Source organism: Pseudomonas sp. FH1, from assembly GCF_000510895.2.
Lineage (GTDB): Bacteria > Pseudomonadota > Gammaproteobacteria > Pseudomonadales > Pseudomonadaceae > Aquipseudomonas > Aquipseudomonas azotoformans_A.
The window spans coordinates 146,874-165,247 of the sequence record NZ_AOHM01000129.1; the positions used below are offsets into that span (position 1 = coordinate 146,874).

General features: G+C 62.2%; 18 protein-coding genes. 7 read left to right on the top strand and 11 right to left on the bottom strand.

Translation table 11 applies throughout. From position 1 onward, the window contains the following. Nucleotides 1–18 precede the first annotated feature (18 nt). On the top strand, nucleotides 19–633 hold the full coding sequence (locus tag H096_RS28410) for an NAD(P)-dependent oxidoreductase (RefSeq protein ID WP_033902619.1): 615 nt from the start codon (nucleotides 19–21) through the stop codon (nucleotides 631–633). Nucleotides 634–670: 37 nt separating this feature from the next. Here the strand turns inward: H096_RS28410 and H096_RS28415 are convergent, their stop codons facing one another. Continuing rightward, nucleotides 671–1,546, bottom strand: a complete 876-nt coding sequence (locus H096_RS28415; RefSeq protein WP_033902620.1) for a LysR substrate-binding domain-containing protein — start codon at nucleotides 1,544–1,546, stop codon at nucleotides 671–673. A 111-nt stretch (nucleotides 1,547–1,657) separates the two neighbouring features. Here H096_RS28415 and H096_RS28420 point away from each other — a divergent pair, with 111 nt between their 5' ends. The 4 genes from H096_RS28420 (at nucleotide 1,658) to H096_RS28435 (ending at nucleotide 7,132) form a co-directional block, all read left to right on the top strand. Next, nucleotides 1,658–3,283 carry a 5-guanidino-2-oxopentanoate decarboxylase gene (locus tag H096_RS28420; RefSeq protein WP_033902621.1) on the top strand — a complete coding sequence of 542 codons (1,626 nt, stop codon included), beginning with the start codon at nucleotides 1,658–1,660 and terminating at the stop codon, nucleotides 3,281–3,283. Next, nucleotides 3,280–4,722, top strand: coding sequence for an aldehyde dehydrogenase family protein (locus tag H096_RS28425; protein ID WP_033902622.1), 1,443 nt, complete (start codon nucleotides 3,280–3,282; stop codon nucleotides 4,720–4,722). The genes H096_RS28420 and H096_RS28425 overlap by 4 nt, the downstream gene beginning before the upstream one ends. 143 nt (nucleotides 4,723–4,865) lie before the next feature. Next, nucleotides 4,866–6,053, top strand: a complete 1,188-nt coding sequence (locus H096_RS28430) for a cyanate transporter (RefSeq protein ID WP_033902623.1) — start codon at nucleotides 4,866–4,868, stop codon at nucleotides 6,051–6,053. Between the two features lie 137 nt (nucleotides 6,054–6,190). Further along, the gene (locus tag H096_RS28435; protein ID WP_033902624.1) at nucleotides 6,191–7,132 is read left to right on the top strand and encodes a LysR family transcriptional regulator; all 942 of its coding nucleotides are present in this window, start codon (nucleotides 6,191–6,193) and stop codon (nucleotides 7,130–7,132) included. A gap of 27 nt (nucleotides 7,133–7,159) precedes the next feature. Here the strand turns inward: H096_RS28435 and H096_RS28440 are convergent, their stop codons facing one another. The 9 genes from H096_RS28440 to H096_RS34300 all read right to left on the bottom strand — a co-directional run bounded on the left by H096_RS28440 (nucleotide 7,160) and on the right by H096_RS34300 (nucleotide 15,084). Beyond that, nucleotides 7,160–7,546, bottom strand: coding sequence for a 5-carboxymethyl-2-hydroxymuconate Delta-isomerase (locus H096_RS28440; protein WP_033902625.1), 387 nt, complete (start codon nucleotides 7,544–7,546; stop codon nucleotides 7,160–7,162). 48 nt (nucleotides 7,547–7,594) lie between these two features. Then, the gene (locus H096_RS28445; protein ID WP_033902626.1) at nucleotides 7,595–8,518 is read right to left on the bottom strand and encodes a LysR substrate-binding domain-containing protein; all 924 of its coding nucleotides are present in this window, start codon (nucleotides 8,516–8,518) and stop codon (nucleotides 7,595–7,597) included. 58 nt (nucleotides 8,519–8,576) lie between these two features. After that, nucleotides 8,577–9,893 (bottom strand): MFS transporter, encoded by a 1,317-nt coding sequence (locus H096_RS28450; RefSeq protein ID WP_033902627.1) that lies wholly within the window; start codon nucleotides 9,891–9,893, stop codon nucleotides 8,577–8,579. A gap of 55 nt (nucleotides 9,894–9,948) precedes the next feature. Beyond that, the gene (locus H096_RS28455; protein WP_033902628.1) at nucleotides 9,949–11,271 is read right to left on the bottom strand and encodes an MFS transporter; all 1,323 of its coding nucleotides are present in this window, start codon (nucleotides 11,269–11,271) and stop codon (nucleotides 9,949–9,951) included. Between the two features lie 73 nt (nucleotides 11,272–11,344). After that, nucleotides 11,345–12,223: an SMP-30/gluconolactonase/LRE family protein gene (locus H096_RS28460; RefSeq protein WP_033902629.1), complete on the bottom strand. Its 879-nt coding sequence runs from the start codon at nucleotides 12,221–12,223 to the stop codon at nucleotides 11,345–11,347. Nucleotides 12,224–12,286: 63 nt separating this feature from the next. Next, nucleotides 12,287–13,219 carry a 3-keto-5-aminohexanoate cleavage protein gene (locus tag H096_RS28465; protein WP_016975200.1) on the bottom strand — a complete coding sequence of 311 codons (933 nt, stop codon included), beginning with the start codon at nucleotides 13,217–13,219 and terminating at the stop codon, nucleotides 12,287–12,289. Nucleotides 13,220–13,286: 67 nt separating this feature from the next. Continuing rightward, nucleotides 13,287–14,075, bottom strand: a complete 789-nt coding sequence (locus tag H096_RS28470; RefSeq protein ID WP_033902630.1) for an SDR family oxidoreductase — start codon at nucleotides 14,073–14,075, stop codon at nucleotides 13,287–13,289. Next, the gene (locus H096_RS28475; RefSeq protein WP_016975198.1) at nucleotides 14,072–14,794 is read right to left on the bottom strand and encodes a GntR family transcriptional regulator; all 723 of its coding nucleotides are present in this window, start codon (nucleotides 14,792–14,794) and stop codon (nucleotides 14,072–14,074) included. Before H096_RS28475 ends, H096_RS28470 begins: the two co-directional genes overlap by 4 nt. A 146-nt stretch (nucleotides 14,795–14,940) precedes the next feature. Further along, complete coding sequence (locus H096_RS34300) at nucleotides 14,941–15,084, bottom strand: hypothetical protein (protein ID WP_167351253.1); 144 nt, start codon at nucleotides 15,082–15,084, stop codon at nucleotides 14,941–14,943. A gap of 197 nt (nucleotides 15,085–15,281) precedes the next feature. Here H096_RS34300 and H096_RS28480 point away from each other — a divergent pair, with 197 nt between their 5' ends. Further along, entirely contained in the window at nucleotides 15,282–16,586 is a 1,305-nt protein-coding gene (locus H096_RS28480; protein ID WP_016975196.1) for an MFS transporter, read from the top strand. Further along, complete coding sequence (locus tag H096_RS28485; RefSeq protein WP_033902631.1) at nucleotides 16,586–17,344, top strand: substrate-binding domain-containing protein; 759 nt, start codon at nucleotides 16,586–16,588, stop codon at nucleotides 17,342–17,344. The genes H096_RS28480 and H096_RS28485 overlap by 1 nt, the downstream gene beginning before the upstream one ends. On the opposite strand, the gene H096_RS28490 is transcribed toward H096_RS28485, so the two are convergent. Next, nucleotides 17,336–18,238, bottom strand: a complete 903-nt coding sequence (locus tag H096_RS28490; protein ID WP_033902836.1) for a LysR family transcriptional regulator — start codon at nucleotides 18,236–18,238, stop codon at nucleotides 17,336–17,338. The genes H096_RS28485 and H096_RS28490 overlap by 9 nt on opposite strands. Nucleotides 18,239–18,374: the final 136 nt, after the last annotated feature.

An 18,374-nucleotide genomic window follows, 5' to 3' on the forward strand; every position in this document is an offset into this window, starting at 1 on the left:
AACGTACTGGAGAACGTCATGAGCAAGATTGCAATTATTGGTGCCACTGGCCGTGCCGGTAGCCAACTGCTGGAAGAAGCGCTGCGTCGCGGGCACACCGTCACCGCCATCGCACGCAATACCGACACGCTGGCCGTACGCCCTGGCGTCACCGTCAAACAAGTCGACGCCCTGGATGCCAACGCCCTGCAACAGGCGGTGAGTGGCAGCGACGTGGTGATCAGTGCGGCACACTTCGCCACCCTGCCCGCCAGCGCCGTGATCGAGCCGGTGAAAAAGGCCGGGGTAAAACGTCTGCTGGTGGTGGGCGGCGCCGGTTCGCTGCTGCTGCCGGGTGGCGGGCGGGTCATCGACAGCGTGGGTTTCCCTGAGGAATACAAAGCGGAAGCCACCGCGGGTGCGGCGTTTCTTGACGCACTGCGCCAGGAGAAGGAACTGGACTGGACGTTCCTGTCGCCGTCGGCGGAGTTCGTCGAGACCGAGCGCACCGGTCAATTCCGGGTGGGCCAGGATGACTTGTTGGTGAGCAGTGAAGGTCGCAGTTGGATCAGTTTTGCGGACTATGCGATTGCGTTGATCGACGAAGTGGAATCGCCGAAACACTCACGCCAGCGTTTCACCGTAGGTTACTGATACGCCCCATCCCTGTAGGAGCACGGCTTGCCGGCTCCTACAGGGGCGACTTGGCGTTCATGACCAACCAATCCATCAGAGCTTTAAGACCCGCCGAAGGCTCGGTCCCCGGCGGATACACCAAGTAATACCCCATCCCCGTCGGCACCCGCAGCTCAAACGGCATCACCAACCGCCCCGCCTTCAAATCCTCGCCAATCAACGCGCTGTCGCCAATCGCCACGCCGGAACCTTGCGACGCCACCGTCATCGCCAAATCCAGCGTTTCAAAATGATGGCCCTGGCTCAAATTGCCCAGCCGCGTCTGCGCCGCCTTGAGCCACAATGCCCAATCCCGTTCATCCCGCGTGGGGTGCAGCAAGACCTGTTGCTGCAAATCTTGCGGTCTGTGCAAGCCCGCGAGCAGTGCCGGTGCGCAGACCGGCGTGAGTTGCTCATCGAACAGATGCCGCGCCTCGGCCGATTGCTCGGCGATGGGCGCATAGATCACCGCCGCGTCGAATTGCTCGCGGCGAAAGTCCACGGTGTAGGCCACGGTGGTGGTGAGTTCCACCGGCACGTCCGGGCGTTCCTTTTGCCACTGCATCAGGCGCGGCAGCAGCCAGCGCATCACACAGGTGGACGCCTTGAGCTGCAGGACCTGACGCCGACTGCCGATCTGCTCCACCGCCTCGCCGAGCAGGCCAAACACCTGCTGTGCGCGCAGTGACCACTCGCGGCCCTCTTCGGTCAGGCTCAAGCCACGCGCCTGGCGCTGGAACAGCGCGTAGCCCAGATGACTTTCGAGCCCGGCAATCTGCCGGCTCACCGCGCCCTGGGTGATGTGCAGTTGCTCGGCGGCGCGGGTGAAGTTGCAGCACTGGGCCGTGACCCAGAAGGTGTGCAGCGCGGGCAGTGGCGGGAGGCGTTTCATCGGGGCGCAGCCATGACGTGAGGACATGGCTAGTATGACTTTTTATCGATTGTTGCCGCTACAGGCCAGCCGGTCCAATAACGCCTTACCTCAACAATAAGAGCGACCTATATGGCGACCTGCGGCGAAGTATTGGTCAACCTCCTGGAAGGCTACGGCGTGGACCAGGTGTTTGGCATCCCCGGCGTGCACACCGTGGAGCTGTACCGCGGCCTGGCCCGTTCCAGCATCCGTCACGTCACCCCGCGCCACGAACAGGGCGCCGGCTTCATGGCCGACGGTTATGCGCGCACCAGCGGAAAACCCGGCGTGTGCTTCATCATCACCGGCCCCGGCATGACCAATATCACCACCGCCATGGGCCAGGCTTATGCCGACTCGATCCCGATGCTGGTGATTTCCAGCGTGCAGTCGCGCAGCCAATTGGGCGGCGGGCGCGGCAAGCTGCATGAGCTGCCCAACCAGGGCGCGATGATGGCCGGCGTGGCGGCGTTCTCCCATACCCTGATGTCGGCGGCGGAGCTGCCCGGCGTGTTGGCGCGGGCGTTTGCGTTGTTCCAGGCCGGGCGGCCGCGTCCGGTGCACATCGAAATCCCGCTGGATGTGCTGGTGGAAAATGCCGATGCACTGCTGGGCAGTGAACCGGTCAGCGTGGCCCGTGCCGGTGCGGCGCCGTCGGCGGTCAAGCAAATGAGCCAGTTGCTCGCAGCCGCCAAGACGCCGTTGATCCTGGCCGGTGGTGGCGCCATCGACGCAGCGCCGGAACTGACCCGACTGGCCGAAGCCCTCGGCGCGCCGGTGGCCCTGACCATCAACGCCAAAGGCATGCTGCCTGCCCGCCACCCACTGCTGATCGGCTCGACCCAGACCTTGGTCGCCACCCGCGCACTGGTGGCCGAAGCGGACGTAGTATTGGCCATCGGCACCGAGCTGGCGGAAACCGACTACGACGTGACCTTCGCCGGCGGTTTCGAGATTCCCGGCGCGCTGCTGCGCATCGATATCGACCCCGACCAGATCGTGCGCAACTACCCGCCGCAAGTGGCCTTGGTGGCTGATGCACAAATCGCCGCCGAAGCGCTGTTGGCCGAGTTGACCAGCAAGTCTTTGCCACCGCGTAACAGCGCGTGGGGCGCTGAACGCGTAGCGCGCCTGTGGGCGGAACTGACGCCCAGCTGGGACGCAGCCACCCGCGCGCAAACCCTGTTCCTCAAGACCGTCCTCGAAGAATTGCCCAACGCCGTGCTGGTGGGCGACTCCACCCAACCGGTGTACAGCGGCAACCTGACCCTGAACCTCGACCACCCGCGCCGCTGGTTCAACTCGTCCACCGGCTACGGCACCTTGGGCTACGCCCTGCCCGCCGCCATCGGCGCCTGGCTGGGGCGTGGCGATGGGCAGCCGGTGGTGTGCCTGATCGGTGACGGCGGCCTGCAATTCACCCTCCCGGAACTGGCCAGCGCGGTGGAAGCGCGCACGCCGGTGATCGTGTTGCTGTGGAATAACCACGGCTATGAAGAGATCAAGAAATACATGGTCAACCGCGCCATTGAGCCGGTCGGCGTGGACATCTACACGCCGGACTTTATCGGCGTGGCCAAGGCACTCGGTTGCGCCGCCGACAGCATCCAAGGGATTGAGTCGCTGCGCGCGGCACTACGCGCAGCGGCTGATCGCCAAGGGCCGACGCTGATTGAAATCGAACAGGGGCTGTGGATGAAGGCGGTGGCGGAATGAGCGCGGTATTGAACGGTGTGTATATCAATGGGGCATGGCGTGCCGGACTGGCCTCGCTTGAGGTGATCAACCCTGCGACGGAAGCCGTCCTGGCCCACGTCAGCGTCGGCGATGCGAGCACGGTCACCCAGGCGGTCGACGCCGCCAGCGCCGCGTTCATCGACTGGTCAAAAAGCACCGGCCGCGACCGCGCCGCGCTGTTGCGCAAGATCGCCCAAGGCGTCAGCGAGCAGCGCGAACAGCTGATGCACCTGCAATCGAGCAACAACGGCAAACCGCTGTTTGAAGCCGCGATTGATGTGGACGATGTGATCGCCACCTTCGACTATTACGCCAGCGTGGCCGAGGCGATGGACGCCAGCCAGGATAGCCCGGTGGAACTGCCCAGCGCGGACTTCAGTGCACGTCTGCGTCGTGAGCCGTGCGGTGTGGTCGGGCTGATCGTGCCGTGGAATTTCCCGATGGTGACCACCGCCTGGAAACTCGCTCCCGCCCTGGCGGCCGGTTGCTGCGTGGTGCTCAAGCCATCGGAAGTCACGCCATTGGCGGAACTGCAACTGGCGCGGATTATCGCCGAGGCGGGCTTGCCGACCGGGGTGTTCAACCTGGTGTGCGGTACGGGCCTGGAAGTGGGCGCGCCGCTGGCGGCGGATCGCCGCGTGGCGAAGATTTCCTTCACCGGCAGCAACGCCGTCGGCGTGCAAGTGATGCAGCGCGCCGCAGAAACCATCAAGGGTGTGAGCCTGGAACTGGGCGGCAAATCCTCCTTGCTGGTGTTGGCGGATGCCGACCTGGACCTGGCGGTGGAACTGGCCTGTGGCGGTGGGTTTTTCAACGCAGGGCAGATGTGTTCGGCCACCAGTCGCGTGCTGGTAGCCGACAGCCTGGCGGATGAATTCCTGCAACGTATACAGGCACGGGCTGAAGGCATTCGCGTGGCTGACCCGTTTGCCGATGACGTGGAAATGGGCGCGTTGATCAACCGCGTGCAATATCAACGCGTGTTGGGGCATATCCAGCGCGGTGTTGAGGACGGCGCACGTTTGCTGTGTGGCGGTGACCGACCTGCGGACCTGCCGAAGGGCTTTTTCATCCGCCCGACCGTGTTCACCGACGTACCGCTGGACAGCGCGTTGTGGAACGAAGAGATCTTCGGCCCGGTGCTCTGTGTACGACGTTTCACCTCGCAAGCCGAGGCCATTGCCCTGGCCAACGACAGCGATTTCGGCCTGGTGGCGAGTGTGGTCAGCGCCAGCCATGAAACCGCTGAGCGCGTGGCAAATGCCTTGCAGGCCGGGCTGGTGTGGATCAACGCACCGCAGGTGATCTTCCCGCAGGCCGCGTGGGGCGGTTACAAGCAGAGCAGCATTGGCCGCGAGTTGGGGCCGTGGGGGTTGGCGGCGTTTCAGGAGATCAAGCATGTGATCCGGTCCCTTTAGCCGATAAGAATCTTTTGTGGCGAGGGAGCTTGCTCCCTCGCCACAAAGTCATCCGCATTTTTTAGATAGCCCCTGCGACTTTCTCATTTGCCCCCTCCTCCCGCCCATGGCCTGATTCGCCCTTGTTCACTCAAGGCCGTCCCATGGAAACCGTTCACACAAAACCCGCCACCGCCGTCTGGCTGATGATCAGCGTCGTGCTGGTCGCCCTCAACCTGCGCCCGTCGATGGCTGCTGTCGGCCCACTGTTGTCCTCGATTCGCGGCGACGTGCCCTTGAGCTTCAGCAGTGCTGCGTTGCTGACCATGTTGCCGGTGATGGCCATGGGCTTGGCGATGTTTTTTGGCATGGGCGTGGCCAAGCGATTTGGCGAGCACCGCAGCATCGTGGTGTCGCTGCTGGTGATTGGCGTGGCGACGTTGTCGAGGCTGTTCCTCGATTCAGCACTGGAATTAATTATCAGCGCCATCGCCGCCGGTGTGGGGATTGCGATGATCCAGGCGTTGATGCCGGCACTGATCAAGTCGCGGTTCAGTGACAATGTCTCGCTGTTCATGGGCCTGTACGTCACCGCGATCATGGGCGGCGCGGCGCTGGCGGCGTCGTTTGCACCGTTCGTGCAGGTGCAGACTGGCAGTTGGCGCATCGGCCTGGCGATCTGGGCAGTGCTGGCGCTGTTGGCATTGGTGTTTTGGTACGCGCAGCGCTCGGTGTTGCCGCCACTGCCCCAAGCCGCTGCGGGCCCTCAAGAATCATTCTTCGGCAACGGTCGCGCCTGGTTGCTCGCGGTATTTTTCGGACTCGGTACCGCGTCCTACACCTGCGTACTCGCCTGGCTGGCGCCGTACTACGTGGAGCAAGGGTGGAGTGAACAGAACGCCGGCTTGCTGCTGGGTTTCCTGACGGCCATGGAAGTCGTCTCCGGCCTGATCACCCCCGCCATCGCCAACCGTCGCCAGGATAAACGCGGCGTGGTGGCGGTGTTGCTGGTACTGATCATCCTGGGTTTCTGCGGCCTGATACTCAGTCCGCAACACCTGAGCCTGCTGTGGCCTTGCCTGCTCGGCCTGGGCATCGGCGGCCTGTTCCCGATGAGCCTGATCCTGTCCCTCTACCACCTGGACAACCCGCGCCGCGCCGGTGGCCTCACCGCATTTGTGCAAGGTATCGGCTACCTGATTGCCGGCCTGTCGCCGCTGATCGCCGGGATGATCCGCGATCAACTGGGCAGCTTCGAATGGGCCTGGTGGTCGCTCACGGCGGTGATCGTGGTAATGCTGTTGATCGTGACGCGCTTCAACCCAAAGCATTACGCACGACATATCCGCTGAGGTCGTGTTGGAAACAGTATTTGTCTCACACCAAACATAGAAACGCCCTACAGAGCATTCTATTGGCACGCTCGTTCCGTTAAGCTTTTGTGCTGTCTTGTACTGAGTTCGGTACAAAGGGTTTACGGACGAAACCGATGCTAAACAGTAACTTGCTCAGAAAGCTCGATATGCAGGACTTGATGGTGTTTATCGCCGTCTATGACCAGAGCAGCGTTACCGAGGTGTCTGAAACGCTGTTTGTCAGCCAGTCCACCGTGAGCTACAGCCTGAAGAAGCTGCGCACCAGTTTTGAAGACGAGCTGTTTATCAATACGCGCGCCGGCATGCGCCCGACGTACAAGGCCACCACCATGTACGGCCATGTGCAGAAGATCCTCGAAAGCATCAACCTGTGCCACGCCGGCAGCCAAGCCTTCGATCCGACGCTGAAGGCCGTGACCTTCAACGTGTGTGCGCCGGAATATTTCGAACAGTTGATCCTGCCGCGCCTGTTGAAAAACTTCGACCGCGCCGACCTGCCGGTGATCGTCAATGTGCAGAAGCTGGAAACCGACATCCCCGCCGGCGACCTGCGCGAAGGTCGCCTCGACCTGGTGATCTGCTTCGGCCCCAACTTCCACCGCGCCCACAAAGACTTCCGCACCCAGATGCTGCTGGAGGACGACTTGGTGTGCGTATTCGACAAACGCTCGGCGCCACGGGAGCCAGCCTTCAGCCTGCAATCCTTCGTCGAGCGCCGCCACGTGTTCCCCACGCCGTGGACCTCCGACACCAACATGATCGACGGCTGGCTCGCACGCCAGGCCCACAAGCGCCAGGTCATCGCCCGTGCCAACAGCTACAGCGCAGCCTTGAAGATGATCACCGGCACGGACTTCATCGTCACCTTGCCCCGTCGCGTGCAAAAGTTGCTGGCGCCGTCCACGGTGTTCGGCCATTGCGAAGCGCCGAACGGCTTGCCGGGGTTCACCCTGGAGATGCAGTGGAACGAAACCAGTGGACAGGACAGTGCCAATACCTGGTTTCGTGAGCAGGTGGTGAAGGTGTGTGAGGGGCAGCTACAAGCTACAAGCTAAAAGCTGCAAGGCGCGCCACGCTCGCTTTTAACTTGAAGCTTGCAGCTTGTCGCTCGCGACTGCTTCTTTGCTGTAGGAATCGCGGTCCATGTCGACCAACAGGACACTCAGTTGAACCTGCACGCCCGCTGGCCAGTCGCCCAGATCCTGCAAGGCCGCCAACAGGCTTTCCGACAACTGCTTCTTGACCTGCGGCGACCGTCCGCTGAGCAGTGACAACTTCACCGCGATAAAACCACGAGGGTCGAGGGAGGTGCCCACCTGGAACGTCTCGACCTTGACCGCACGGCTTTTGATATCGAACTCGGAACCGAACTGGCCAGACACCATCAACACGTTGTTGAGCCGTAGCAGGGTTTTCTCAACGGCCAGGTTCGTCAGGTTGGCGGTGTATTCCAGGTGCAGGTGTGGCATGTAGGGCTCCGAGTCTTTGGTAGGAAGAATCCTAGATATACCACGGAGTCAGGCCTTGGTCGCCAACCCACGATCACTCATGAACGCTTCGAGTCGCGAGCGTACCCAGCGCTCGGCCGGGTCCGTGTCCACATGGCTGAGCCAGACCATGGACAAATCCAGGGTCGGCGTCTCGAACGGGAATGGCTCGCAGAACAGGTGGCCCGACACGGCCATGGCCTCGGCGGTGTAGTCCGGCAGGCTGGCGATCAGGTCGGTGCCGGCGAGCAACGCCGGCAGTGCGCTGTATTGCGGCACCGACAACACCACGTGGCGCTTGCGGCCGATTTCCGCCAGCCATTCATCCGCGAACCCCGCCACGTTGGCGGTGTGGGACACCAGCACGTGGGGCCGTGAGCAGTATTCGTCAAGGGTCAGCGGTGTGTCCGAGGCATCGGCACGCAGGATGCGCGGGCGGATATGGCGCAGCAGCTTGCGCTTGGCATTCGCTGGCAGGCCACGGGTCTGGGTGATGCCGACGGTGATATCGCCAGAGGCCAGCAGATCCGGGATGCGCCAGTAGTCCACATGTTGCACCACGAACACCACTTGCGGCGCTTCCTGGCGCAGGGCGCGCAGCAACGGCGGCAACAGGCCGAACTCGACATCATCGGACAGGCCGATGCGGAAGGTCATGGTACTGATCGACGGGTCGAAGTCATGGGTCAGGCTCAAGGCCGAGGACAACGAGTCCAGCGCTGGCGACAAATGCTGGATGATTTCCTCGGCCCGCGCCGTGGGCTCCATGCGGTGGCCGACGCGAATGAACAGCGGGTCATTGAACAAAGTACGCAAGCGGTTGAGGGCCGAGCTGATGGTCGGTTGGCCGAGAAACAGCTTCTCTGCCACCCGCGTGACGTTGCGTTCCAGCATCAGTGCTTCGAACACCACCATCAGGTTGATGTCGGCCTTGCGTAATTCATTGCGATTCATCGGCGCCTGCCCCTTTCCCCAAGACAAGCCGCAGTGTAGAAAGCCGCGTTGCCGGCGTCTACGTGTAGGACGCTTCGCTGGCTTGTGCGCCACGCTCAGGCTCGTGCCCCATGCGCAACCGCAGCGCCGCAATCGCCGCCACCACCAATACCAGCGCAATCACCTTCAGGCCGTTCATCGCATTGCCGGTGCTTTGCTCGATCACGCCCATCACCGAGGGGCCGACAAACCCGCCGAGCAGCCCGCAGGCGTTGACGAAACCCAGCCCGCCAGCCAGCGCAACGCCCTTGAGGCGCGAAGCCGGGTACAGAAAGATGATCGACTGCACCACAAAGAACATCACCGCCGACAGGCAAAAACCGAGCAGGCTGAACACCGGCCCCGATATCGACGCGATGCCCAGGCCCAACGCCATGGTCAGCAGCCCTGTGACCAGCAACCGCCGACAGCGTCCGGGCGTCGTGGCGAAACGCGGAATCAGCAAGGCACCGAGTGCCGCCGCGATCCACGGTAACGAAGTCAGCAGGCCGACGTTCATGGTGCTCAGCTCGCCGTATTTGCTGATGATGCTCGGCAGGAAAAAGATCACCGTGTAGATGGTGATCTGGTGACAGAAGTACACAAAGATCGCCAGCAGGATTTGCGGGGTCAGCCAGTTTTTCAACGAGTGACCACCCTCGCCCGCGCCCTCTTCGGTTTCCTGGGCGATGCGCTGTTCGATGCCGCGCGCTTCCTCGGCCGACAACCACGGCGCCTTGCTCGGACGGTCCGGCAGTTTGCGCCAAACCACCCAGGCAAACGCCACCGCCGGCAGTCCTTCGAGCATGAACATCCACTGCCAGCCGTGCCAGCCGAGCATGCCGTCCATGCGCATCAAGGCCGCGCCCACCGGGCCGCCGATGATGTTGGCGAAGCAAACGCCGAGCAGGAAATAACCGGTGGCGCGTGCCCGCTGTTCGCGGTTGAACCAGTAGGTGAGGTAGAGCATGACGCCGGGGAAGAGTCCGGCTTCGGCAATGCCCAGCAACAGGCGCAGCACATAGAACGACGTCTCGCCCTGCACAAAGGCCATGGCCGCCGAGATCAGGCCCCAGGTCACCATGATCCGTGCGATCCAGAACCGCGCGCCGACCTTGTGCATGATCAGGTTGCTAGGGATTTCCGACAGTGCATACGTCAGGAAAAACAGCCCCGCGCCCAACCCGTACGCCGCGGCGGAAATGCCCAGGTCGACGTCCAGGTGATGCTTGGCCAGGGCGATGTTGGTGCGGTCCAGGAAGCTCAGGATGTAGGCAATGATCAGCAAGGGCATCAGCTTGACGAACATCAGTTTATTCAACGCCTGCGGGGTGCGGGCGGAAGTCGCGGTAGTCATCGGCAATTCCTCTTGGCGCCCCGCCAGCCGGGCTGGGGGGCGCATCGGTGTTGTTCTAGGAGTCGAGTTGCATAGCCAACGCCTGGGGGCGATGGGAAAACAGTTGCAGCAACGCGCCGCCCAGGGCGCAGCCGGCCATCACGAAGAAACACACGGTGTAGCCGTGCAGCGTGGTCCAGCCGCCGCCCATGGCGATCAAGCTGCCCATCAGCACCGGCGCCAGGCCGCCACCGATAAACATCGCGGTGGTGATGATGCCGTTGGCGGTGGACGTCGCCGACGGTTCGGCCGAGTCGCAGGCCACGGCGTAGTAGATCGGCCACACCGCATTGGCCACCAGGCCGAACAGCAGTTGCACGACGACGATCAGCGTCAGGGTGTTGGCGAAGTAGAACGCGCCGACACTCGCCGCCATCCACACGCCGCAGATGATCAGGGTGGTGCGTCGGCCGATGATGTCCGACAGCGACGGCCACACCAGTTGCCCGAGGATGCCGGTGAGGGTGAACACCACGCTCATCCCCGCCGACTCGGCCAGGGACAGCCCGGCGATGTTGTAGAGGTAGGCCGGCAGCACGATGTTGACGCCCATGTACACCACTTGGGTCAGCATCGTATTGCCCGCCGTGAGGGCGATGTTGCGGTTGCGCAAGGTGGCGACAAAGGTGCGCCAGGCTTCGCCTTTTACCGAGCTGGCCGGGGCATTGTCGGGCGGGGTCATGCCTTTGGCGGCGATGTCGACGTACAACGCAGTGATGCGCTCGGCCGTGGAATAACGCGCCCAGAAAATCATCAGCGGCAGCGCCACCACGAAGGCAAAGAAGAACACATAACGCCAGTTGTCCTCACCAAACACGGTGATGACAAAACTCGCGACGATACCGCTGAGCATCGCGCCAATCGGGTAACCCGTATGGTGTGCACCCAGGGCAAAACCGCGACGCTCAACCGGCCACCATTCGGCGGTGTTGCTCACCCCCACCGGCTCGCCCCAGCCAGCGCCGAGGTTGACGCCGACGCGTAGGGCAATGAAGGTGGCGAGGTTGCCGCTCAACGCCTTGAAGCCGGACAGAAACGAGATCGCGGTGTAGCCCAGCACCAGCGGCACCTGGAAGCGCGCACGTTTCCAGCCGCCACCATAACGGTCGCTCCACATCGAACCGGGAATATCCAGCAGCGCCAGGGCCAGCATCACCACCGTGGCCACGGTGCCCCATTGGTCGGCGGATAAATCGAAATGCTTGGAAATGGTCGGCCCCAGGCGCAGCACGATCTCACGGTCGTAGGCGTTGAGGATCCAGATCATCCAGCAGACCAGCAGCGACACCCAGGAATGCCGGTGAATGCTGCGCAGCGACGCTTTTTTAATAGTTGCCATGGGCCTCTCCAGGCGCGCGAGGGCGCGCACTGACACAAGGTTGCGAAGGAATATGCCTTGTCACACACACGCGCTAGCTGGCGAACCGTCGCTCGGCTATTCCTTGCACGCCCAACCCGGTAATGGCGAACAGCGCTCCGCGCTGCTGGCCGTCCGCCGGAAAACGCGGTAGCGGCGGCTTGGCCATGGAGGTCACAAACAGGGTGTCCAGGTTCGGCCCGCCAAAGGTCAGGCTGGTGACCTTTTTCACCGGCATCTGGATGATGCGATCGACATGGCCGTCGGGGGTGTAGCGCACCAGTTTTCCGGCGTAGACCAGCGCCTGCCACAGGCAGCCTTCGGCATCCACGGTGCAACCGTCGGCGGCGCCACCGCCGGAGGTATCGACCTTGGCGAACGTGCGGCGATTGCTCACGTTGCCGGTGGCCAAGTCGTAGTCGTAGGCCCAGATCTCGCCGGACCAAGTGTCGCAAAAGTAGAAGGTGTCACCCGACGGGCTCCAGCACGGGCCGTTGGACACGATGATGCCTTCGTCCAACGTGTGCAGGCTCAGGTCGGCGTCCAGGCGGTAAAGCTTGGCGCTGGCGTTGTCTTCCAACGTGTCCATGGAGCCGAAGATAAAACGGCCTTGGCGGTCGATCTTGCCGTCGTTGAGGCGGTTGTTGGGCAGGTGCGGTTCCGGATCAGCGACAAGGTCGAGTTCGCCGCTGTTGAGGTCGAGGGTGTGCACGCCGTTTTGCAGGGCGACGATGGCCGACTCGCCGTCACGGCGCAGGGCCATGGAGCCGATTTTCTGGCCCACGTCCCAGGCCCGCAGCTCGCGACCGTCGTCGGTGCAGCGCAGGATGCGGCCGTCGGCGCTGTCGATCCAATACAGGCGTTGTTGCTCGACGTCCCACACCGGGCCTTCGCCCAGGGTGGTCTTGACGTCGACGAGCACTTCGATATGCATGGTGATCCCCTTATTGTTGTTGTGCGGGATGCAAGCCGCGCCTTGACGCGGCGGTTTGTTGGGTTAGAAGTTGACCTGATCGCGCCCCTTGAGCCCGAGGATTTCCCGCGCTTCATCCGGCGTGGCGACGCGGTGACCGAGGGCTTCGATCACAGTACGAATACGCCGGACCTGATCGGCATTCGACGCCGCCAGTTTGCCCGGCCCGTCCCACAGCGAATCCTCAAGCCCCACTCGCGCGTTGCTGCCCATGGACAGGCCCATGGTCGCCAGCGGAATCTGCCCACGCCCAGCGCCGAGGATCGACCACACGTAGTCGTCGCCAAACAGACGGTCGGCGGTACGGCGCATGTGTGCCAAGTCTTCCGGGTGCCCGCCGATGCCGCCGCGCAAGCCGAATACCGACTGGATAAACAACGGTGGCTTGAGCAGGCCGCGTTCCAGGAAGTGCGCAGCGGTGTAGAGGTGGCCGATGTCGTAGCACTCGATCTCAAAACGCGTGCGGTTTTCGGCACAGGAATTGAGGATGTGGGTGATGTCGCGGAAGGTGTTGCGGAAGATCCGGTCGTCACTTTCTTCGAGGTACGGCCGCTCCCAGTCGTGCTTGAAATCGGTGAAGCGGTTGAGCATTTCGTACAGGCCGAAGTTCATCGAGCCCATGTTCAGCGAAGCCAGTTCCGGCTTGAACTGCATCACCGGCTGCAGGCGTTCTTCCACGCCCATGGTCGGTGCGCCGCCGGTGGTGATGTTGATCACCACGTCGCTGGCGGCCTTGATCTGCGGCAGGAATTCGGCGAACAGCGCCGGGTCCTGGCTGGGGCGGCCGTCGTTGGGGTCACGGGCATGCAGGTGCACAATCGCGGCGCCGGCTTCGGCGGCACCGATGGCGGCATCGGCAATTTCCTGGGCGGTGATCGGCAAATGCGGTGACATCGACGGCGTATGAATCGCACCGGTAACGGCGCACGTAATAATGACAGGACGATTTTTGGACATGACAGATCTCCGACTTTTATTCTTATGAAAAAAATCCTGGGTACAGCGCGATGTGTTCTTGCGTGGCTTACAGGTACTCGACGTTACCGTCGACGCTGATCGCTTGGCCGGTCACGTTGCGTGCGGCGGGCGAACAGAGGAACAACGCCATGGCGGCCACGTCTTCGGCGGTGACCATGCGCTTAAGGGAAATCTTGTTGAGGTATTCCTGGCGCATCTCGGCTTCGGGCACGCCAACCTGTTCGGCACGGGCGCGGATTACGCCGTCCATGCGCGGGCCTTCGACGATGCCGGGCAGCAAGGCGTTGACGCGGATATCACTCTCGCCCAGCTCCGAGGCCAGGGATTTCATCAAGCCGACAATCGCCCATTTGGTCGCCGCATAGGGCGTGCGCGACGCGTAGCCCAAGCGCCCCGCCACCGAGGCGATATGCAGCAAGTGGCCGTGGGAAGACTCCTTGAGCATCGGCACGCCGTGGTGGGCAAAGCGGTATTGTGCGGTGAGATTGATATTGATGGTGGCTTGCCACTCGGCGTCGCTGATCGCATCGATCCCACCGGTAGGCCCGGCGATCCCGGCATTGTTGACCAGCACATCGAGGCCGCCGAACTGCTCGCGCTGCACCTGGAACACCGCCTCGATCTGCGCGGCATCGCTGACATCCGCGCGGGTGGCGACGGTGCCTGGGTATTTGTCGCGAAACGCAGCCAGGGCCGGCTCACTCACATCACACACATGCACCTGCGCACCGGCTTCCAGATACGCCGCTGCCAGCACTTCACCAATGCCGGCAGCCCCGCCGGAAATCAACACACGTAACCCAGGATAGGGCTGCAGCCGTTGTAGGACACTCATGCACGTTTACCTCCTGAAGCAGACGACCGCGAACGGTCGTTCTTGACGAGCAGGCGCGCCAGGGAATCGGCGGCCTGCATGATGTCATCGGTCACCGCTGCGCGTGCGCCGGCGCCGTCGCGGGCAGCCAGGGCTTCGACGATGCGCGTGTGCGCCTCCATCGAACGTTGCAGGTGAGCTTTATCCGGGGCGACCAGCGCAAAACACGGGCCCATGTGCAGCCAGAAGTTTTCCACGGCAGCCATGGTCAACTCGGCCTGGGCCACGGCGTAGATGCGCCGGTGAAACGCGAAGTTGGTCCACAGGTAACGCGACACGTCGACTTCGTCGGCGGCGTGTTGCATCTGCTGGCAGAGGTCGGTGATTTCATCGAGGTCGGCTTTTTGCAGGAGCAGCACCGCCTTTTCGGCGAGCAAACCTTCGAGGGCGACCCGCGCATCACGGATTTCGCGCAGGCGTTCGACCGTCATCAGGCGCACACGCAGACGGGAGGTTTCGGTGACTTCAAAGGCGTTTTCGGCGCTGAGGCGTTGCAGCGCTTCGCGCACTGGCATCGGGCTGGAACCGAGCGCTTCGGCGAGACCGCGGATGGTGAGCTTCTGGCCAGGCTGGAAACGGCCACTCATCAAGGCTTCGCGGATCTGGCGGTAGACCTGGTCTTGCAAGGTATCGCGGGACACCTGGCGCAGGGTGGGCAGGAGGAGCGGACCATCTGTCATGAGGCAAAACCTGTGTTGTCGTTCTTATGGCCTCAATATGTGATCACAAATCAAATATGTCAAATAATTTCCCGACGAAAAAATGGGAGTTATCGAATGACACATCGATAACTCCCATCGGAATCGCCTTTAGACCGTCGCATTGATCAGGGCTTGAGCGGACGCTCCTGATCCCGCTCGGAAAGCTCCGTTCCATCATCCGGATGCTTCCAGGTCTGCGGTTTTTCTTCCTCCCGCTGTCGGGGTTGTTCACGCTCCGGCTCGTCCCGCCGTTTCTGTTGGTCAGTCATCGCCACCTCCCATCCGTAAGAATTGGTCACACCTTAAGCATAGAACAGCGAACGCATTTTTGACCGCGCCACTGATTGATAGCCAATGCGCATCAATCTATCCAAATTTGTCACTTATCATTTCTAAATGTGTCAGCCACTATTCTCGGTCTTAGGCGAAACAAGCACTTTAAAAAGAACGCTGGAGACACAAAACCATGACTAGCCCTACCCGACCCGACTCTGCCCGCTCGAAAGTGGGCGCGGTTTTCCGCGTGACTTCGGGCAACTTCCTCGAACAGTTCGACTTCTTCCTGTTCGGTTTTTACGCCACCTACATCGCTGCCGCGTTCTTCCCTGCCGCTAATGAGTTTGCGTCATTAATGATGACCTTCGCGGTGTTCGGCGCAGGCTTCCTGATGCGTCCATTGGGCGCGATCATCCTGGGTGCCTACATTGATGACGTCGGTCGCCGCAAAGGACTGATCGTGACCCTGTCGATCATGGCCAGCGGCACGCTGCTGATCGTGCTGGTGCCGGGTTATCACACCATTGGCCTGTGGGCACCGCTGCTGGTGCTGCTTGGCCGCCTGTTGCAAGGCTTTTCGGCCGGCGCGGAACTGGGCGGTGTGTCGGTGTACCTGTCCGAAATGGCCACGCCCGGCCGCAAAGGTTTCTACACCAGCTGGCAATCGGGCAGCCAGCAGATCTCCATCGTGGTCGCCGCCGCACTGGGTTATGGCCTGAACGTGTGGATGGAACCCGCCGTGGTGGCCGATTGGGGCTGGCGCATTCCGTTCGCCATCGGCTGTGTGATCATCCCGTTCATCTTCATCCTGCGTCGCAACCTGCAGGAAACTGAAGAGTTCGCCAACCGCAAGCATCGCCCGACCATGCGTGAAGTGCTGGCGACCCTGGTGAAGAACTGGACCGTAGTCATCGGCGGCATGCTGATGGTGGCCATGACCACCACCGCGTTCTACCTGATCACCGTGTACGCGCCGACCTTCGGCAAGACCGTGCTGCAATTGAGCACCTCCGACGCGCTGTTGGTGACCCTGCTGGTGGCGGTGTCGAACTTTGTCTGGCTGCCGATCGGCGGCACCCTGAGCGACCGTTTCGGCCGCAAGCCAGTGCTGATCGCCATGACCGTGCTGACGGTTCTGACCGCTTATCCAGCATTGTCCTACGTGGTAAATGCGCCGAGCTTTGCCCACATGCTGGAAACCCTGCTGTGGTTCTCCTTCCTCTACGGCATGTACAACGGCGCCATGATCCCGGCCCTGACCGAAATCATGCCGGTGGAAGTGCGTGTGGCAGGTTTCTCCCTGGCCTACAGCCTGGCGACTGCGATTTTCGGCGGCTTTACCCCGGCGATCTCCACCTGGTTCATCCACATCACCGAAGACAAGGCCTCGCCCGCCTACTGGATGATGTTCGCCGCCGCCTGCGCATTGTGTTCAACCCTGGCGCTGTATCGTCGCGCCAATACCCGTGGCCAGGTGATGCAGGAGGCGGCGTGATGAAGCCGTTGCTCAAGACCCTGACGGCCCTGGCCCTCGGCGCCCTGGCGCTGTCGGCCCAGGCCGAACAGCTCAAGGTGATGACGTCGGGTGGTTTCACCGCCGCGTATAAGTTGCTTGGCCCGCAGTACGCCAAGCAAAGCGGTGACAGCCTCGACACCATTCTGGGTCCGTCCATGGGCAAGGCGCCGGAAGCGATTCCCAACCGTCTCGCCCGTGGCGAACATGCCGACGTGGTAATCATGGTCGGCTACGCCCTGGATGACCTGATCAAACAAGGCAAGGTCGACCCGGCTTCCCGTGTGGAACTGGCGGACTCGCGCATCGGCCTGGTGGTGAAGGCCGGCGCGGTCAAACCTGCAATCGGTACGGATGCCGAATTGAAAGCCGCGCTGAGCAAGGCCAAATCCGTGGCTTACTCGGACAGCGCCAGCGGTGTGTATGTCGAGAAGGAGTTGTTCAAGAAGCTCGGCATGCCGGCCAAAGGCACCATGATCGAACGCCTGCCGGTGGCCGAACAGGTCGCCAAGGGTGACTACGAAGTGGGCCTGCAGCAGGTCGCGGAATTGCTGCCGGTGGCGGGTGTGACCTACGTTGGCAAGATCCCGGAGGATGTGCAATCGGTGACCCGTTTTGCCGCCGGCATTCCGGTGAATGCCGAACACCCTGAGCAGGCCAAGGCCTTGTTGCAGTACCTGGCGTCGCCCCAAGCGCAACCGGTGGTGCAAGCCACCGGCCTGGACTCGGTGTCACGCTGACCGAAACGGCATCTCCCGCACCAACCGTTCCAACTCCAGCGCCGCTGGCGGCAAGGTCCGCCCGCGGCGTTTTATCAAGCCCACATTGCGCATCACCTGCGGCTCCACCAGCGGCACACTCACCAGGATCGGATGCTCGCCGGCCGGCATCGCAATCGACGGCACCATCGCCACCCCCAACCCTGCCTCCACGAGCCCGATCATCGTCGTTACGTGGTGCGTTTCGCAGATACTCGGCTTTTTCACCCGCACGCCGCGCAACGCCTGATCGAGCAGGAAGCGGTTGCCGGAAGTCTTGTCCACGGTGATGTAGTCGTGTTCGTAGGCCTCGGACCAGGTCACGCTGTCACGCTGGGCCAGGGGATGATCGCGGCGACAGGCCAGCACATAACGCTCCTGCAGCAGCAATTCGAACTCCACTTCATCGGCCAGGCTGCCGCTGAAACTCACGCCGAAATCCGCCTCGCCACTTTCTACGGCATTGCACACTTCACCGGCGCTGGCATCCAGCACCCGCAGGCGAATTTTTGGATACAACTTGTGGAATTCAGAGATCACGTGGGGCATGAAGTAGTACGCAGTGGACGGCACGCAGGCGATGGTGACATTGCCCATGCGTGTGGACGCGACATTGCTGATGCCCATGAGCGCGACATCGAGATCGTCGAGCATGCGCTCGACCTGCGGCAGGAATGCGCGGCCGACCATGGTCAGGCTGACGCGCCGCGTGGTGCGTTCGAACAGCTTCACATCCAGGGCGGTCTCAAGCTTTTCGATACGCCGGCTGAGGGCCGGCTGCGAGATCCGGATAGCTTCGGCGGCACTGCGAAAACTACCCTTGTCTACCACGGCGCGGAAGGCTTGGAGGTCGTTGAGGTCGAAGTTGATGATCACGGGAGTGCCAATATGGTCGAGGTGGCGGGCATTATCGTATGGGAGCCGATGGCGCGCCATGCATGCCGGGAGCGGCTTGTCGTAATGACCCTGCTACAAATATGAAGTCATACATATCAGTGGGTTATTGGGTTTT

Excerpts from the sequence above, each read along its gene's own strand:
- H096_RS28410 (WP_033902619.1), top strand. The coding sequence starts at position 19 with ATGAGCAAGATTGCAATTATTGGTGCCACTGGCCGTGCCGGTAGCCAA.
- H096_RS28415 (WP_033902620.1), bottom strand. The coding sequence starts at position 1,546 with ATGAAACGCCTCCCGCCACTGCCCGCGCTGCACACCTTCTGGGTCACG.
- H096_RS28420 (WP_033902621.1), top strand. The coding sequence starts at position 1,658 with ATGGCGACCTGCGGCGAAGTATTGGTCAACCTCCTGGAAGGCTACGGC.
- H096_RS28425 (WP_033902622.1), top strand. The coding sequence starts at position 3,280 with ATGAGCGCGGTATTGAACGGTGTGTATATCAATGGGGCATGGCGTGCC.
- H096_RS28430 (WP_033902623.1), top strand. The coding sequence starts at position 4,866 with ATGGAAACCGTTCACACAAAACCCGCCACCGCCGTCTGGCTGATGATC.
- H096_RS28435 (WP_033902624.1), top strand. The coding sequence starts at position 6,191 with ATGCTAAACAGTAACTTGCTCAGAAAGCTCGATATGCAGGACTTGATG.
- H096_RS28440 (WP_033902625.1), bottom strand. The coding sequence starts at position 7,546 with ATGCCACACCTGCACCTGGAATACACCGCCAACCTGACGAACCTGGCC.
- H096_RS28445 (WP_033902626.1), bottom strand. The coding sequence starts at position 8,518 with ATGAATCGCAATGAATTACGCAAGGCCGACATCAACCTGATGGTGGTG.
- H096_RS28450 (WP_033902627.1), bottom strand. The coding sequence starts at position 9,893 with ATGACTACCGCGACTTCCGCCCGCACCCCGCAGGCGTTGAATAAACTG.
- H096_RS28455 (WP_033902628.1), bottom strand. The coding sequence starts at position 11,271 with ATGGCAACTATTAAAAAAGCGTCGCTGCGCAGCATTCACCGGCATTCC.
- H096_RS28460 (WP_033902629.1), bottom strand. The coding sequence starts at position 12,223 with ATGCATATCGAAGTGCTCGTCGACGTCAAGACCACCCTGGGCGAAGGC.
- H096_RS28465 (WP_016975200.1), bottom strand. The coding sequence starts at position 13,219 with ATGTCCAAAAATCGTCCTGTCATTATTACGTGCGCCGTTACCGGTGCG.
- H096_RS28470 (WP_033902630.1), bottom strand. The coding sequence starts at position 14,075 with ATGAGTGTCCTACAACGGCTGCAGCCCTATCCTGGGTTACGTGTGTTG.
- H096_RS28475 (WP_016975198.1), bottom strand. The coding sequence starts at position 14,794 with ATGACAGATGGTCCGCTCCTCCTGCCCACCCTGCGCCAGGTGTCCCGC.
- H096_RS34300 (WP_167351253.1), bottom strand. The coding sequence starts at position 15,084 with ATGACTGACCAACAGAAACGGCGGGACGAGCCGGAGCGTGAACAACCC.
- H096_RS28480 (WP_016975196.1), top strand. The coding sequence starts at position 15,282 with ATGACTAGCCCTACCCGACCCGACTCTGCCCGCTCGAAAGTGGGCGCG.
- H096_RS28485 (WP_033902631.1), top strand. The coding sequence starts at position 16,586 with ATGAAGCCGTTGCTCAAGACCCTGACGGCCCTGGCCCTCGGCGCCCTG.